15 protein-coding genes are annotated in these 15,632 nt (G+C 48.2%); 5 read left to right on the top strand and 10 right to left on the bottom strand.

The genetic code is table 11. The features are described from left to right. Nucleotides 1–26: 26 nt before the first annotated feature. From IE163_RS04530 to IE163_RS04520, 3 genes are all read left to right on the top strand, one after another. Nucleotides 27–1,802 carry a PAS domain-containing sensor histidine kinase gene (locus tag IE163_RS04530; protein WP_189430689.1) on the top strand — a complete coding sequence of 592 codons (1,776 nt, stop codon included), beginning with the start codon at nucleotides 27–29 and terminating at the stop codon, nucleotides 1,800–1,802. Continuing rightward, nucleotides 1,799–2,431 carry a response regulator gene (locus tag IE163_RS04525; RefSeq protein WP_189430687.1) on the top strand — a complete coding sequence of 211 codons (633 nt, stop codon included), beginning with the start codon at nucleotides 1,799–1,801 and terminating at the stop codon, nucleotides 2,429–2,431. The genes IE163_RS04530 and IE163_RS04525 overlap by 4 nt, the downstream gene beginning before the upstream one ends. Nucleotides 2,432–2,629: 198 nt before the next feature. Further along, nucleotides 2,630–3,781 carry a serine hydrolase domain-containing protein gene (locus IE163_RS04520; protein ID WP_189430685.1) on the top strand — a complete coding sequence of 384 codons (1,152 nt, stop codon included), beginning with the start codon at nucleotides 2,630–2,632 and terminating at the stop codon, nucleotides 3,779–3,781. 59 nt (nucleotides 3,782–3,840) lie between these two features. Here the strand turns inward: IE163_RS04520 and IE163_RS04515 are convergent, their stop codons facing one another. The 10 genes from IE163_RS04515 to IE163_RS04470 form a co-directional block, all read right to left on the bottom strand. Next, a complete protein-coding gene (locus IE163_RS04515; protein ID WP_189430683.1) occupies nucleotides 3,841–4,068 on the bottom strand; it encodes a hypothetical protein in 228 nt (75 codons plus the stop codon). 43 nt (nucleotides 4,069–4,111) lie between these two features. Beyond that, nucleotides 4,112–4,750 carry a DUF2959 domain-containing protein gene (locus tag IE163_RS04510; RefSeq protein WP_189430681.1) on the bottom strand — a complete coding sequence of 213 codons (639 nt, stop codon included), beginning with the start codon at nucleotides 4,748–4,750 and terminating at the stop codon, nucleotides 4,112–4,114. A 304-nt stretch (nucleotides 4,751–5,054) separates the two neighbouring features. Continuing rightward, on the bottom strand, nucleotides 5,055–5,645 hold the full coding sequence (locus tag IE163_RS04505) for a dihydrofolate reductase family protein (RefSeq protein ID WP_189430679.1): 591 nt from the start codon (nucleotides 5,643–5,645) through the stop codon (nucleotides 5,055–5,057). A gap of 39 nt (nucleotides 5,646–5,684) precedes the next feature. Further along, the gene (locus tag IE163_RS04500) at nucleotides 5,685–6,485 is read right to left on the bottom strand and encodes an SDR family oxidoreductase (protein WP_189430677.1); all 801 of its coding nucleotides are present in this window, start codon (nucleotides 6,483–6,485) and stop codon (nucleotides 5,685–5,687) included. A gap of 30 nt (nucleotides 6,486–6,515) precedes the next feature. After that, nucleotides 6,516–6,902, bottom strand: coding sequence for a VOC family protein (locus IE163_RS04495; RefSeq protein ID WP_189430675.1), 387 nt, complete (start codon nucleotides 6,900–6,902; stop codon nucleotides 6,516–6,518). 73 nt (nucleotides 6,903–6,975) lie between these two features. Next, nucleotides 6,976–7,356 carry a VOC family protein gene (locus IE163_RS04490; protein WP_189430673.1) on the bottom strand — a complete coding sequence of 127 codons (381 nt, stop codon included), beginning with the start codon at nucleotides 7,354–7,356 and terminating at the stop codon, nucleotides 6,976–6,978. Between the two features lie 23 nt (nucleotides 7,357–7,379). Then, nucleotides 7,380–8,300 (bottom strand): phosphate/phosphite/phosphonate ABC transporter substrate-binding protein, encoded by a 921-nt coding sequence (locus IE163_RS04485; protein WP_189430671.1) that lies wholly within the window; start codon nucleotides 8,298–8,300, stop codon nucleotides 7,380–7,382. Nucleotides 8,301–8,400: 100 nt separating this feature from the next. After that, nucleotides 8,401–8,853, bottom strand: a complete 453-nt coding sequence (locus IE163_RS04480) for a hypothetical protein (RefSeq protein ID WP_189430669.1) — start codon at nucleotides 8,851–8,853, stop codon at nucleotides 8,401–8,403. Beyond that, on the bottom strand, nucleotides 8,850–9,488 hold the full coding sequence (locus IE163_RS04475) for a TetR/AcrR family transcriptional regulator (RefSeq protein WP_189430667.1): 639 nt from the start codon (nucleotides 9,486–9,488) through the stop codon (nucleotides 8,850–8,852). Before IE163_RS04475 ends, IE163_RS04480 begins: the two co-directional genes overlap by 4 nt. 124 nt (nucleotides 9,489–9,612) lie before the next feature. Next, entirely contained in the window at nucleotides 9,613–12,006 is a 2,394-nt protein-coding gene (locus IE163_RS04470; protein ID WP_189430665.1) for a VolA/Pla-1 family phospholipase, read from the bottom strand. Nucleotides 12,007–12,345: 339 nt separating this feature from the next. On the opposite strand from IE163_RS04470, the gene IE163_RS04465 reads away from it, so the two are divergent. Continuing rightward, nucleotides 12,346–13,044, top strand: coding sequence for an ABC transporter ATP-binding protein (locus IE163_RS04465; protein WP_189430663.1), 699 nt, complete (start codon nucleotides 12,346–12,348; stop codon nucleotides 13,042–13,044). Beyond that, on the top strand, nucleotides 13,037–15,511 hold the full coding sequence (locus IE163_RS04460) for an ABC transporter permease (RefSeq protein ID WP_189430661.1): 2,475 nt from the start codon (nucleotides 13,037–13,039) through the stop codon (nucleotides 15,509–15,511). Before IE163_RS04465 ends, IE163_RS04460 begins: the two co-directional genes overlap by 8 nt. Nucleotides 15,512–15,632 lie beyond the last annotated feature (121 nt).

Below are 15,632 nucleotides of genomic sequence, written 5' to 3'. Positions count from 1 at the left end.
AAGACGAGTATAAGACGGAGCAACCGGTGCCAAGATTAAATGCTGAGTTACTTGAATTTATTCCGGCGGCTGCACTGCGTGTAGATGCTTTTGGCTATGTGCTGGCGTTAAATGCGCTGGCGCAGCGCTTAGATTGCAATCTGGTGGTGGGGCAGCCCATGATAAGCCGGCTTGATGCGTTATCGGCACATACTCTGGTGACCATTCTGTCAGGCATCAAGGGCGCCGCTGACGATGTGTGTGAGTTTGAAGCCAGTATCGGTCAGCGCTTTTTTCGCATCGCTGCCGGCAGCCATGCCTATCAGGATGGCAGTCGTATTGTGCAGTTGACTGATATTAGTGAGTATCGTTCAGAATCCGATCGCATTTTTGAAAGCGAGCAGTACTACCGTTCTTTGTTTACTGAAAATCCCGAAGCTGTTTTCGGTTTATCCACTCAAGGGCAGTTTCTGAATGCCAATCAAAGTATGTGGGACCTTACGGGTTATAACGAAGAGGATCTGCTGCAAAGCAGTTGGGAGCAGGTTGTTGCTGAGGAAGATCGCGCCATAGTAACCAAAAACTTTCAGAAGACGCTTGAAGGTACGGCGACTAACTACCGCTGTAGCATTATTAGCCGGGAAGGTAAAAGCGCTATTGTCGAGATTACCCATATTCCCATTTTCGTCAATGACCGCGTTGTGGGTGTCTTTGGCATTGCTCGTGACCGGACTGAATACTATCGCGTGGCCGAAAACCGCCGTATGTTGAGGGCTGCCATTGCTCAAATTCAAGATGTGATTATTATTACCGAGACCAACCCTTTAGATGATCCTGGACCCTCTATCGTTTTTGTTAACGAACCGGTTAAAGAGATGACAGGTTATGAGCCTGAGGAGTTGATGGGCAAGTCTCCAAGGATACTGCAAGGGCCTGAGACGGATCCCGCTGTGCTTAGACGTATCAGAGCAGCCTTAGAAGCTAAACAACCGATCAAGGAAGAGTTAATCAATTACTGTAAAGACGGTAAACCCTATTGGAACGAAATTGAAATTGTACCTATTGTTGCTAAGGACATTGGTCAGGGGGAGTATTTTGCCTCGGTGCAGCGAGATATTACAGAGAGTAAACGCCAACAAATGAAGCTGCTGCAGACGCAACGTGAGTTACGACTGTTAAATAAGGCGCAAGATACCATTATTGAGCGCGAACGTCGGCGGATTGCCCGGGACTTGCATGATGACTTAGGCCAGACACTGACCGCGATGAAGCTGGATCTCAGTTTAGCGCTGCGTGATGTGTCACACCTGCCAAAGGCTAAACTTAATCGGTTGCAGGCAATGATTGACTATATTGATGATGTCATTGAGCGGGTTCGTGACATCGCTGCGAACTTACGCCCGGCCATGTTGGACGACTTAGGTTTTGAGGCGACAGCCGAATGGTTTTTAAAGCAATACTCAGGGCGTGATGATATGACGATACATTGGCATGCTGAACTAGCTAGCAATAACAATCCTCAAGCTAAAGGCGATGTCGCCACTACGTTATTCCGCATATTACAAGAGTGTATGACCAATATTATTCGTCATGCTAAGGCGACAACAGTATGGGTGCACTACGAAGAAACAGATAAGCAGGCTCAATTGTGTGTCAAAGATGATGGTGTGGGCTTTAATAAATCAAAATTAAAATCAACAGGATTAGGCTTGGTGAGTATGCGTGAACGCGTAGTCATGCATGACGGGCAGTTGACAGTTAATGCTGTCATAGGCCAGGGCACGGAAATTTTGGTGAGCTTACCTTTAGGAAACAAGGCATGATTAGAGTCTATATAGCAGATGATCATAGTATTGTCCGCGAAGGTATGCGGGCCCTGATTTCCTCTATTCCTGATATGGATGTGGTGGGAGAGGCAACCGACGGTGACCAAGCGTTACAGGACGTTCCAGCGATTGAACCCGATGTGTTTTTAATGGATATGACTATGCCTGGTTGCTCAGGCTTGCAATTGATTGAAATGATCCGTCATCGTACTAAGCACACCCGTATTTTAGTGCTCAGTATGCATAAAGAAGAGCTCTATGCCACCCGAACCATTCGAGCGGGTGCGCAAGGTTTCATTACTAAGACGCGGCCGCCGGCAGAAATAGTGGAAGCCTTAAGAGTGGTGGCCAGAGGACAAATTTACATTACTCAGGAGTTGGCCCAAAGACTGGCCAGAGAAAGCCTGACTGGACTGTCTGAAGAACACCCGCATGTGAAATTAACCAAGCGGGAGTATGAAATATTCATTGACCTTGCGCAGGGCAAATCTGTTGGTGAAATTGCCAATAAACTGTACGTTAGCTCGAAAACGGTCAGCACCCACAAAGCTCGTTTAATGGACAAACTTGGTATCACTACCATGTCAGATTTAGTGCGCTATGCGTTAGTGCATGGGCTGGTTTAACGAGGTTTTTTTCTAAGCAGCCGCTACTGGTCGCTGCAGGCAAATATTGAAAACCGCTGTCTTGCAGCGGTTTTTAACCTTTAGGGTCAGATCCCGAAGGTTCTGAAGGTTTATTGTCAATCAAACTCTTGCACAACACTTGCCTAACTCGCAGTATAGTGTCTATCGCTATTTTTGAATGAGTTAAAGGAGCCTGCTGTGCGATTGTCTGCGGCATTGTTGTTATTACTGGCGTTGCCACTGGCAGCCGAAACTTATTATCCGCCACCAGGGCAGTGGGCAATGGCAAGCCCGGCTTCACTGAATGTGAATGAACAAAAACTGGCGGACGCAGTCGCTTATGCTATTGCCAGTGAAAATCCGGCCTCTAAAGATCAGGCCATTGTGCAGGCGACGACCTTTGGTGCTAGAGAGCCCTATGATCAGATTATCGGCCCGATGGGCGTGCGCGCGGCAGCTAACGGCCTGATTATTTATCGGGGTAAGGTTATCGCCCAGTGGGGTGATGTGGATAGCGTTGATATGACCCATAGTATTGCTAAGACTTTCTTAACCACGGTAACCGGGCTTGCCTGGCAACGCGGGCTAATCCGCGATCTGCAGGATAGGGTGGCCCCTTATATGCCACATGGTGTTGACTTATATCAGGGCGAACATAATAGCCAAATTCGCTGGGATCATTTACTGCGGCAAACCAGTGACTGGCAGGGTACGCTCTGGGGTAAACCCGATTGGGCGGACAGGCCAGAAGGCAAGACACCGGCAGATTGGCCAAACCGACCATTGCGAACGCCCGGTAGCCATTATAAATACAATGATGTGCGTATTAATTTGCTTGCCCTTTCAACCCTTTATGTTTGGCGTAAGTCACTGCCTGAAGTATTAAACGAGCAGATTATGCAGCCAATAGGGGCGTCTTCAACCTGGCGTTGGTATGGTTACGATAACAGCTGGATTGAACTTGATGGCCAGCGTATCCAGTCGGTATCGGGTGGTGGGCATTGGGGAGGTGGTATTTTTATTAATGCCTGGGATCTGGCGCGTTTTGGTTATCTGTTTTTACGCGAGGGGCAATGGCAAAATCAACAATTGGTTAGCCGTGAATGGATTAACTTGGCGAGCAGCGGCGGGGTGAACCCAGAGTATGGTTTTGCAAATTGGTTTTTAAACCCGGGGCGTAAAGCACTGCCGAGCGCACCAGAGAGTGCGATTACCTTTCAAGGGGCAGGACGCAATATTATCTATCTTGACCGCGAGCATGATCTGTTGCTGGTTGCACGCTGGATAGGCAATGGCGACGAGCTGAATCAACTCGTCGCGAAGTCGTTGGCAGCCTTGCCAAAAAGTTAAACACCTTGGGCGGAGATCCTAAAGGTTTACAGGCTGAGCTTTTTAAGGAACCTACAGGGTCAGATCCTAAGGGGGCGAAACTTTGCTGCATCAATAATTGCCCACAAATGCGCAATGGCAGCAACAATGGCGGGGATCACCAACCAAAATAATGCATAGCCTACTGCACAAACCACAAAGAAAATAATGGCGGCTAAAATTCGCCCTTGTACTAACTGGCCTAACCCTGGAACAAACACATTACATAGGGCGGCAATAACATTGCCTCCTGAACCTTGACCAGCCATAACTTACCTCTTTTATTAAAATATCAAAGTATCTGATGCACTTCTATTGCTTTAGAGTGGCTACAAACTGTTCGCTCTGTTTGATTGCTGTATTCATTTCAGTAATCAGTTTATTGATATCATTTTGGATAGAATTGAACTCACTTTTCAAAGTCCCGATTGCACTTGCGTTCAGGTTATGCTTTAAAAACAGAGTGTTATCTTGTAATGATGAGAGTGCTGGCTGCATGCTTTGCTCTGCACGACGCATAGTTTTAAGTAAACTGTTGTATTGTCGTTTAGTGGTCGCAAGTTTAGTGGCGCTGTCGCGTTTTAAACTGTCATTGGTATATAGCTCAAGTTCGTCCTGCCATTCGTCGAAGAGCGCGTCAGCAACTGTCTCGATACTATTAATACGCTCGCTGACTTTTACTGCAGCTTTGCTACAGGCTTGAAACTCACTATCTGTGGCCTCATACATGCGCTGTAAGTTGCCACCATCGAACTTAATTAAGCTGCTGAACTGCTCTAATGCGGATTTAAACTGCTGCTGCGCTTCTTGCTGAGACTGCTGCGCGTTTTCTACTCGCTCTACCAAGATATCACGCTTATGTACGCCAACTTTTTCCATGGCTGAATAATAAGCACTTTGGCAGGCGGTAAGGATCAAGCACAAGGGCAATAACACCCAGAGATAACGCATAATATTAGTCCCTTAAAAAACTGTTATTCAATAATAACGACTAAATCTTGATTGAACAAACTTAATAAATCAGCAATGGGTTAAACCTTCGTGCGCAGATCCCGATAACTTCGAAGATTCCGAACGCCGTTACCCGCGCAGTCTTTGCCTTACGATGCTGTGGAGAATGTGTTTTCAATCACCTTTTGAGCCAGATCCCGCAGGTTGTGACTGTTGGTTTTGATGCTCTCAGTGAGGCACATCGATGCGGATGGTAAAGGGGGGAATATGCTATCGCATCATAGGGGCCTGCGGCTCCTATCGCTTACAAGCTAGTGCGCATGCACAGGGCGTTATTGGTGGTATGGAGATCAAACGCAACCTGATACACCAGTTGGACTAGTTGCGCATTTAGCTGTGTTACATCGCTGAGGGTTAAGGTCGCACCAGATATCTGGCGCGGGAACAATGGTTTGCCACTAACTAGTGTCGCCGCGCCAATCTGAACAATGATTTCGTTTAAAAGGCCGGCATCATAAAACTGAGCAGCGAGCTCGCCACCACCAACAACCCAGATATTTTTACCAGCGGCCTGTCGCAGCAGAGTCGAGTAAAGTTTAGCAATGTCGCCGCTAGCAAAACTGATGTTCGCATTTGCCATAGCGGTCAGTTTTTGGCTGGTCATTACCCAGACAGGTTGTTGATAAGGCCAGGATGCTTCAGGAGTCTGCTGTAAATGCTCTTGCAACCAGAGGTAGGTCGCAGACCCCATAATAATAACGCCAACCTGAGCAATAAAATCTTGGTAATATTGCTCGTCAGGTTGCTGTAGACTGAATAGCCAATCTAATGAATCGTCTGCGGAAGCCAGAAAACCATCCAGGCTCGCGGCCGTATAATATTGCACTTTTGTCATGCGATTCTCCTTGGTGCTAAATCCGAATTTGCGTCTGTCCTATTGCGAAGGCGTCGCGGCTGAACCTGCCAGAATACCACCATCGATATTGATTTCAGCTCCGGTGAGGTACAGGCATTCATCTGAGGCCAGCAGCACGGCAATTGCTGCCACTTCTTCTGGCTTGCCGAAGCGCCGTAGTGGCGTATCCTGGACATAGAGTGCCATATTGGCTTCACGCTCAGGGCCTTCACCCAGCAACGGCTCCCACATCGGAGTTAAGATCGCCGCCGGATGGATAGAGTTACAGCGGATAGCCAGCCCTTGTTCAGCGCAATATAGGGCGACGCTCTTAGTATGGTTACGCACGGCGGCCTTGCTGGCGGCATAAGCGGCTGCACCCGGAATACCAACGATGCCAGAACGCGACGACATATTGATGATGGCGCCACAGCCTTGCGCCCGCATCGCCCGGATGGCGTATTTACAGCCGAGAAAAACCCCGTCTAAGTTAGTGGCATGAACAGCGCGCCAGTCCTGCAGGCTGGCATGTTCCGGATCATGAGCGGCAACGCTTTCTTCAAAGCCGGTGATCCCGGCATTGTTGACCAAGATATCCAGTTTGCCTTCGTGCGCAACAATGCTGGCGGTAACTTGTTGCCAGGCTTGTTCATCACGCACATCCAGTGTCATAAAATTGGCCAGCTCACCCAGCTCAGTTGCCAGAGCTTGGCCGGCGTCTGTATTAATATCCGTCAGATAAACCACCGCGCCCTCGGCCAGATAGGCACGAGCGATGGCGGCGCCTATGCCCCGGGCTGCGCCGGTGATCAAGGCAATTTTATTTGCTAAACGAGGCATTAAGGCGCTCCTTTTGGCGACAAGCGCCGGTTAAATGGTGATCTCAATCCGGTTAGCTTCCGGATCCAACAGGGTAAATTCATAGTAACCATCACCGGTACGGTGTGGCTGGTCCAGCACCTCAACGCCATCGGCAAGCAAGCGCTGATACAGGGCATCCACCGCCGCCGCAGAACCTAGTGCTATCGCCAGATGCGCAAAACCGAAGTACTGTATTGTTGGTTGTTTGACCAGGCTATCAATGCCGGGCATTTGCATCAGCTCCAGCCTTGCACCGCTGGCAAATGACAGAAAATAGGACGCAAAGCCGTTTCTTGAGTTGCAATAGCGTTCGCCGGCCTGGCAGTTAAAATACCTGAGATAAAAGGCTGTTAGTTGTTCCAGATCCTTTGACCAGATAGCTACATGTTCAATCATTGCGTAATCCTGTTTGTGTATTTTTGTTAAGATGTTAGCGCTAGAGCACCTTATAGTTACAGTATTAGGCGCGCTAATTGGTTACTGCGATACGGTTTTGCTCGGGGTCGAGAACCACTAACTCGTAGTAGCCACTATCAGCCTTTACTGGGTGACGAACCATTGGCGTATCTGAGCTTAATAGCACGGAATAAAGTTTATAAAGTCTGCTCTTTGAGCCGACTGAAATAGAAACTTGCGAGAAACCGCGCTCAGTATTGCTAGTTTTATTTTCAAAGCTCACTGCGCTGGGTATCAATTCTAATTTTGCGCCAGACGGGAAAGTTAAAAAATAAGATTTGAACAACATTGTTTTATGAAAGTACAGTTCTTGTAACTGGCATTCAAAGTAAGTAGTGTAGAAATTCTTTAGTGCTTCTACATCCTTAGACCAAATTGAAATATGAGCAATCACGATATTCTCTCTGAGCATTCCAGTTATCTGGTTGTCAATTGTTCACGAAGAAGATCCGAATAAACTTTATGCTCATGGAATGATAATGAGTCAGTGTGTTCGAATTCGGGCCAGCCATTCTTTAAGCCGGTTAGGATCTGTTGATTAGCCGAGATATTGCGCGCCAGCGCCTGTTTTAACGCCTCACAGGACAGGCGTTTCGGGATGCAGGTAATAGGTCCAAAGGGGACATTACTAGAACGCCATAACTCGGTAATACGGCTATCCTGATTGACGCGCCTATAGGCGCTGGCCGCAACGATCCCTATACCAAATTCATGATTGCTCAATTGTTCGATAACTTGCTCATGACTGCCGGCATATACGAGTTGCAGCTTTTTAAATTGACTTTCGCTGAGCGAATGTCGAAGTTTAGATAGACCAATTAAGGCGCCGGTAGTTGAATCTGGAAACACAGCAAAAACGGTAACAGAGTTTCCTTTATTTAACTGCCTGTTGAGCTCATTAAAGGAACCGATGCCCTTAGCGATAATACTTCCCTGGTACTGTGACTTGATCACGTGGGGCCTATAGTTCTTTGGCACCGCGATAAAGTGTGCACCCATGTTCTGTTGCCGGATTTTTAAATATGCTGTGAGATTGGGAACGGCGATATCAATAATATTTTGTTCAGCCCAACTTGCCAATTCTGTTGGCGAGGAGGCGACTCTGATACTCACGGGCTTTTGGGTTTCTTGTGCCAGCCAGGCTTGTATTGGCGCCACAGCATTTTCTCGGTCAAGTCCCGGATAGGCATAGGTCGCCACGACAAGGGTATCTGTATTATCTGTTTGCGCCATTGCCGTTTGGCCAGAAAATAGCACAAAACAGATACTGGCAAGCAGGGTCTGGCAGATGCTCTGGTCGCAGCGTTTGCGTCTGCCAACGTTGAAAGTAATCTTCATAAATGTGTTTCACACTGTGTTAGTTGATCGGCGCCAGGTGTATTGCCTGGCGCAAGCTAGCTGTGCACGATGCTTGTTTCACCACATGCTTAATATATGATTAACTGAAAATTCGTTGCCAGTTGCTTATGTTAGAAAATTGCTCATATGCTGCTGCCATGGGTGGGGTTAAAATCTCAAACAAGGTGTTGTTTTCAACCCAAACTTCTACCACCTGGAAGAAACCGCCTCGATCTACCTTACGATAGCGCCAACCAGCTTCATCACAAATGCAGGCAATCTGCTGCTCACTTACCGATACGCTAATGGCTGCGTGAAAAGGGCCTGCACTAATCGGCTTGCTGCGATCCAAGACTGGAAGGCTGATATCATCATTTAATAACAGCTCTCCCAATGGATAAACTTCGATACAGGAAGAAGTATCCTCACCTAAAAACACCACAAAGCTGTCATCGTACATAGGAAAAGGTAAGGCCTTAACTTGCCAGAACTGCGCTAAATAATTTGCGGTTCGTGCTGGGTTTTTGGCACCAATAGAAATATGTTTTATCATTTTTTCGTTACTCCATCAGTAAACAGTGATTGCTGTAAATCCGGGTAATTTCCGGCTTGCAGAGCGTCAAAAGCGAGTTTTAACATCCATTCGATCACTGCATAAGCATGGTTGCCATCCAAGTTAAAGTTGCTGGTAACATTTAACCAAGTCTCTGCAGTGATTAAGTTGCATAATACGGCTTGCACGGCTTTTGCCTCCTCTTCCGGCATCTGAGCGACCAGTGGCGTTAGCGCTTTCATATTAGCTTTGCGTCGCCGTTCTGCCAGCGTTGAGCGAGCTCCTCGGCCTAAATCTGATAATAAGGTGGCTTTAATCAAGTCCGGGTGTTGTTCGAACAAACAATAGGTGCTCTTAAAAACCTGCAGAAAGTCATTTGGATTCAAGGGCTCCTTAATCTGACCAGTCAGTTTCAAAATGCCCTCTGAGACTCCGAGCAGCATTTCTTCTTTATTACTAAAATGACGAAATAGGGTGCGGGTTGTTACACCGGCAGTCGCAGCCGCTTCCTCAATTGAAAACTCGGGTGAATTATTCTCAATCAACTGCTGTATCAGCGCCTCAATGATTTTTTGCCTGGTGGCTTCTGCCTTGGCTTCCCGATTTGAATTGTCGTAGCTACGTTTATTGGTCATACGGCGACCCTCCTTCTATTTATGTCATTAAATTTAGTGATAATCTGATTTCCAGAGCTGCCCAATCTGCCAGACTCGCCGGTACATCTGTTAAAATTAAGAGTACCGGCAATAGAGATCTGGACTACTGATCTTTTAACACGGTTTCATGTAACACATAGAGTTTAGTACCGTTGTTTTCGATATAGCTGCTCAAGTGTTGCTGTAGCTCCATGGTCACTCTGTTGCTTGCCTCTGGGCTCACGATGGAGAAATGATCACCCTCAATAAATCGAGCAGTGGCGGGTCCATTAAATAACTGTGTGGCGGGTGCGCGTTTCACGGCAGTACTTTGCAGCAGTTGGCTGAGGGCTTCTGCGCCAGATAACGGGGATGCGCAGCTTGTAAGATTAAGCCGGCAGCGCTCTAATGCTGCTTCCCGGTCGGAATTACCGCTTGGAAATATTTCGTCAGCTGGTTCTGTGCCGTCATGACTACCGCTGATCATCGCCAGATAGATCGGAGTGTTGCTAGCTAATAACGGCGCAGCAAAATTAACTGGATCTACGTTGTTGAGAACATTTCTCGCAGCAAAGCGGAAGTTATCTAACAGTGTGTTCACCTGCCGCAGCCGGTTAATATTACTGAATTCCAGTTGTTCCAGATAATCCTCGACATGCATTTGGGCACAGTTTAGATATTCTGCCGCATTAGCTGGATCATAAGGATCGCAACTGCCGTTTTGCGTAACATAGCTCATAAAATCCTGACGCAACTCCGGATAGGCGCCAACTAGCAGGGAAGCGGTATTACGTGGACCAAAGACGTCAGAATCCAGCACCAGATCACCCAAACCTGCGCCTGGCATTAATAGACTAGCGGTCCTTAATAAAAACTGATTAGGCCCTTGTAGCGGCAGCTCGGGATTGTTTGCCAGAGCAACTACCGCACTGCCGACAATAGCGCCAGATGAATGACCGACATAATGAACCTGATTAACGTCTAGCTCAACGCCTTGCGCGAAATTAAGCGCCATTCTCAAACCCAAGGTATCAGCAATACTTTGTTGCAGGTTATCCCGGCTAACAAGCAGGTGCTGTGGGTTTAAAAAGTTGTTTGGGTCGCCACCGTTACTAATAGTGGCGGTTAACTCACCAAAGCCCCGGCTGCCATGTAACGGTAAGTCTATAGCCACAGTGGCATAACCTTGAGCTGCAAGTTTAGCTGCAAGCTGCAACCAGACTTCCTTTTGTAAGCCGATACCGTGTTGCAAAATTACTACTGGCCAGCCGTTGGCCGGTTTAGTGATACCGTAATCCTGGTTCGGTAACGTAAGCTGCACCTGCAGGGTCTGCAGCTGGTTGATTTTTGGTATATCGTTGTAACGTGTCAGATGTCGAGTCTGGTCTAGCCCAAGGTCACGAAGCTTGCCGTAACTTAGCGCATGACAAACAAAATCATTATCCGATACCGGTTGCGATGGTAGGTTCTGCTGTGCCGCGACTATCAGGCTATTATCGCAGCGGGCAGTCCAGGGCTGTTGCAGCGGTGCCAGTGGGTTTTGTTCGCTCGGCAATGCTGAATAATAAGGCAGCTTAACCTGTGCTCGATATACGCGCGCTAGCTTTGCATAGAAGCGAGGGTCAGAAGCGTTTTCGCCAATTTGTTGATTTGGATACAAATGATTTGCAACAAGCCCGCGTTCTGTGGTCACGACTAAACTTGGGCTCTGCGTGGTTTCTAGGTCTGTGACCAGTAAGCGCTGCACGGTTTTTAGCACGACAGTTGGATCTTGTGTACTAAATGCAGCAGTATAGATAATATCTTCGCGACGTTGCCCTGCACTAAGTTCTAATAGTCGTTCGTAGCTATTAATCAGTGCTTGGATCCTGGCTTGTTGCGGAGGTAGAGCCACAACTCCGGGAGGGTGACGTACTTGCGAATAAGCAATAGACTCGGCGACTGCGAAGCCCCTGCTATCTTTTAATGCCGAGCTTAGGCTAAGCAAATAACTGCTGCCGGGTTGCAAAGGGCGTAGTGGTACTATGCTAATATCCCGCTCACTGGTAACTATAGCGAAATCCCGATTAACCACTAACTCCTTAATCAGCTGGCAGGCAGCACCTACAGCCAATTGTGGGCATTCAGCACTATTACTCTGATTTGCAAGCGCTACCTGAAATAAGCGTACTGCACCAGGAAATTGAGTTGATGCTTTGTCAAGTTGCACACCTGACGCGATTTCAAACTGCAGTTTGAATGGGCTTATTGTTGACCACCCATCCAAGGCTCCCATAGCAAAATGAGGTTGGCTATAGTCAACCTGTCCGGTGTCATCTGGCGTAAGCGTGCCATCTTTACTGCCAATAAATAACACGTCGTTCGGAAGTGATATTTTTCCAACTTCGGGATCAAATACTACCCTGGCATTTACTCTTGGCGCAGGTTGGGGTGATACGGTGCTGTCGTTATTACTACCGCCACAAGCGGTTAAGCCTAACAGGCCGATGAATAAAGGGGTCAATGCAAATTTTTTCACGTGTTTGCCTCAAATTTATTTATTGCCACGTCATTAGCCTGCGTTTGTCAGAACGCGTGCACCGAACTTGGCGGGTTGTGTCTGTATACAGCGATTAAAACAGCAGCGAGAGATTTAATGTTTTAATGTCAGTAATTATGACATTAAAATTTGTGCAAGAAAAGAGCGATAACATAAATTGCGCTGAAATTTTTTCCTGTAAAACGGTGGTTTATTTAAAACTTTGTTTTTAAATGTTTTATTTTTTTCTATCCCGCATCGGCTTTCACATCCCTTTCACGCCCTTTTCACGCCCATATGGCTAGGCTTCGCTGACATTAGCAACGAAGAGGTAGCACCATGGCATATCATCTAAAAAGCCGGATTGAGCTTTGTGGTGTCAGTCAAACGTTTAGCCAGAACGCCCAGCAAGTGCAGTTATTTCAGGATTTAACACTCACCATAGCTCAGGGCCATTCCTATGCTATTACCGGCCCATCGGGATCGGGTAAATCCAGCTTATTGATGCTGCTGTCTGGTTTAGCGCAGCCCAGCACCGGGCAAGGCTATTGGCTGGAGAATGACAGCCGTCGGCCATTGGCCGGGCTTGCAAAAGAAATTGGCTATATCTTTCAACAGTTTCATTTATTGCCTGAATTAACCGCCCTGCATAACGTGGCGCTGCCGCTGAAGCTGCGGGGCGTTAAACATGCTGAGCAGCTGGCAAAAAGCTGGTTGGATAAAGTCGGCTTGGGTCATCGCTTACAGCATAAACCGGCGCAGCTTAGTGGGGGAGAACAGCAGCGCACTGCGATTGCCCGGGCCCTGGTGTTTTCGCCGAAATTTATTTTTGCCGATGAGCCGACCGGTAATCTGGATAGCCAGAATGCGCAGGATATCGCGGATCTCTTGTTTGCCTGTTGTGAGGAGCAAGGTGCCGGCTTGGTAATTGTGACGCATAGTGAACTACTTGCCGCGCGGGCCGAGCAAATATTTAACCTCGCGCAAGGCCATTGTCAGCTGCGCCAGAGCAAGCTACAGGAGGTATACCGTGCTTAAACAGCGTTGGCAATTGGCCTGGCATTTTTATCGACAGGCGTCGCTACAACAACGGTTATTAACCTGGGTACAAGGCATCTTGCTGGTTTTTATCCTGACACTCAGCCAAACCAGTGCCAGTATTCAGGCTTATTTAGCGCAGAACCTGGACCAGTTATTAGGGGCCGATGTGGTGCTTAGCCAAGCTATGCCGTTATCTGATACTCAGCAAACTGCACTCGCGGGTATGTCGAGCCAAATCGTGTTAACCCAAAGTCTGGAATTAACCTTTACCCACCAGCAGCAATGGCAAACGGGGCTGTTAAAAGCCGTGGCAGCGGATTATCCGCTGCAAGGTGAACTGCGCAGCTCACTGGACCCCAGTGGCAGCGATACCAGCAGTAGCCGTGGGCCTATGCCTGGTGAGATCTGGTTAGATGCCCGCTTATTCAGCAGTTTGGCACTGCAAATAGGCGACATTTTATCACTTGGTACCTCTGAGCTTATGGTATCGCGCATTTTACAGCATGAACCGGATCGTTTGATGCAAGGCCATAGTGTGCAGATGCGAGCCTTGGTGCATCGTCAGCATTTGGCGCAGTTACAACGCCCCGGCGATCGGATCCAGCATCGTTATCTGGTCGCGGCCAGCAAAGCGCAAATAGCCCAAATCCGTGACTGGCAACAGCAGTTCCTGCCAGCGGCAGAGCTATACCATAAACAAGGCGCACATCCGCTGGCGCTGTTTTGGCAGCGTACAGAGAATGTGTTGGGGCTGGCGTCTATCGTGTTGTTTTTTATGGCTGCCATTGCACTGCAACAATTAAGTCGTTTGCAAAGGCAGCGGGAGCACTTTTTTACGGCGGTTTGTCTTAGTTTGGGCGCTAGCCGACCAACGAGTTTGCAGATTGCGATAGGCAAATGGCTGTTTGGCGTGTTGGGTATGTTGCCATTGGCATTGATATTCGCCATGGCTTGTCATTGGTTGCTCGTCGATTGGTTGGCGCATACCTTCACTGATCTGCACTGGCGGTTTAACCCCAGTTTGGCATTGCAGACTGTCGCTGCCTGCATGCTGGTTTTTATGCTGTTTCAATTACCGCTCTGGTTTAGCCTGCAACAGGCTTGTGTCCGGCAGTTAATCCAACCAAGCCCGCAACCCATGCATCAGGGGCTTTTCCTGTTAAGTGCGTTCGGGGCACTAAGTGCTATCGCCGCCTATTACAGCGATAATCTGTTGTTAACCGGCATGGTGTTATTGGCACTGCTAAGTTGTATTGGCTTACTACTATTGCTTAGTTGGTTACTGTTAACCGCTGGCGAAAAGCTTAGCCAGTCGTTCTCCGGCTTACTGCCTTTTGTGCTTTATATGATGAAGCAGCGGTTGATGAGCAAAAGCACGCAGATTTTAGGCACAGGGTTGGCGGCATTTTTACTGCTGTTTACCCTGATGCTGCTAAAGGATCTGGGTAATAGCATGACGTTATATCAACGCCAACATGATGGCAACTTGTTGGTGTCTCAAGCCACCTCAGCCCAAATGGCGGATATTGAGGCGTGGGCGGCAGCGCAAAACATTGCTATCCGCCAGCAAAAGCCCTTTCTGTACGCCAAACTGACACAGATCAACGGGGTCGCCTTAGCCCAAACGCAGCACAAACCCAGCGATAGTCTGGCAAGCTTTAATCAGCCGATCCGCATGCATTGGACAGCGCAATTGCCAGATAATAACCGGCTTAGCGCAGGAGAGTGGTGGCCTGCGGGTACGGCGAATTGGCAGCAATTGTCGCTGGAGCAAGAAGTGATGACCGATTTGGGGCTGAAGCTGGGCGACCGCTTGGGTTTTGTGATTGAACAGCAGCAGGTCGATTTTATCCTTAATGCCAGCCATGTTTACCAGTCCGGGGTTGGCGCTATTACTTTTTGGGTGCAAGTGCCACCCGCGATACTGCAGCATGTGCAGGCACCACGCTATAGCATGGCGAGTTTAGAACTGACTGCGGCGCAATTTAGCCAACTTAGCGCTTTGTGGCAAAAGCATCCCTCGTTACGGATGGTTTCGCTACAGGAGTTAACCGCGCGCTTTGATCGTATCTTGGCGTTGGTGACTACCGTTATCAGCGGCTTTGTGGTGTTTATCAGCTTGCTGGCGGCGCTGGTGATTGTTATTTCCGTGCATGCCGTGGAGTCGCAGGAGCGGAAAAAGAATAGCGTGATCCTGAGCTTTGGTCTCTCCAAAGGCACCTGCTTAAAACTTAATTTACTGGAATGGCTGATCACCGGTGCTATTGCCGGCTGTGGTGCTATTGCCGCCACCTGGCTAGCGGGGTCTTTGATTTATCAATCGCAGTTTGCTCTGCCTTATCAGCCCAACTTTATTTGGCTGTTGGCGACGTTGCTTATTTTGCTCAGCGTGGTAACGGCACTTGGTTTTGCTGTCAGCCAGCGCAGTCTACGGGCCTCTGTGCGGCAACTGATGCAGGAATAACGGTGATAAAGCGTTGCCAGTAGTTGATATTTTCACATTTATTTCACGCGGTGTGAGACATGCTGGCACTGCTCGGTTTTAAGCCCGGCTGTGAGAGTCGATAGCTCGGTAAAGGTTAAGA

It is taken from the genome of Alishewanella longhuensis (assembly GCF_014653435.1).
Taxonomy (GTDB): domain Bacteria; phylum Pseudomonadota; class Gammaproteobacteria; order Enterobacterales; family Alteromonadaceae; genus Alishewanella; species Alishewanella longhuensis.
The sequence above is the reverse complement of the archived record's forward strand: the minus strand, read 5'-3'. Positions and strand labels throughout refer to the sequence as shown.

What these genes read in the sequence shown, in the direction of transcription:
- IE163_RS04525 (WP_189430687.1), top strand. Translation starts at nt 1,799, where the DNA reads ATGATTAGAGTCTATATAGCAGATGATCATAGTATTGTCCGCGAAGGT.
- IE163_RS04515 (WP_189430683.1), bottom strand. Translation starts at nt 4,068, where the DNA reads ATGGCTGGTCAAGGTTCAGGAGGCAATGTTATTGCCGCCCTATGTAAT.
- IE163_RS04510 (WP_189430681.1), bottom strand. Translation starts at nt 4,750, where the DNA reads ATGCGTTATCTCTGGGTGTTATTGCCCTTGTGCTTGATCCTTACCGCC.
- IE163_RS04505 (WP_189430679.1), bottom strand. Translation starts at nt 5,645, where the DNA reads ATGACAAAAGTGCAATATTATACGGCCGCGAGCCTGGATGGTTTTCTG.
- IE163_RS04500 (WP_189430677.1), bottom strand. Translation starts at nt 6,485, where the DNA reads ATGCCTCGTTTAGCAAATAAAATTGCCTTGATCACCGGCGCAGCCCGG.
- IE163_RS04495 (WP_189430675.1), bottom strand. Translation starts at nt 6,902, where the DNA reads ATGATTGAACATGTAGCTATCTGGTCAAAGGATCTGGAACAACTAACA.
- IE163_RS04485 (WP_189430671.1), bottom strand. Translation starts at nt 8,300, where the DNA reads ATGAAGATTACTTTCAACGTTGGCAGACGCAAACGCTGCGACCAGAGC.
- IE163_RS04480 (WP_189430669.1), bottom strand. Translation starts at nt 8,853, where the DNA reads ATGATAAAACATATTTCTATTGGTGCCAAAAACCCAGCACGAACCGCA.
- IE163_RS04475 (WP_189430667.1), bottom strand. Translation starts at nt 9,488, where the DNA reads ATGACCAATAAACGTAGCTACGACAATTCAAATCGGGAAGCCAAGGCA.
- IE163_RS04465 (WP_189430663.1), top strand. Translation starts at nt 12,346, where the DNA reads ATGGCATATCATCTAAAAAGCCGGATTGAGCTTTGTGGTGTCAGTCAA.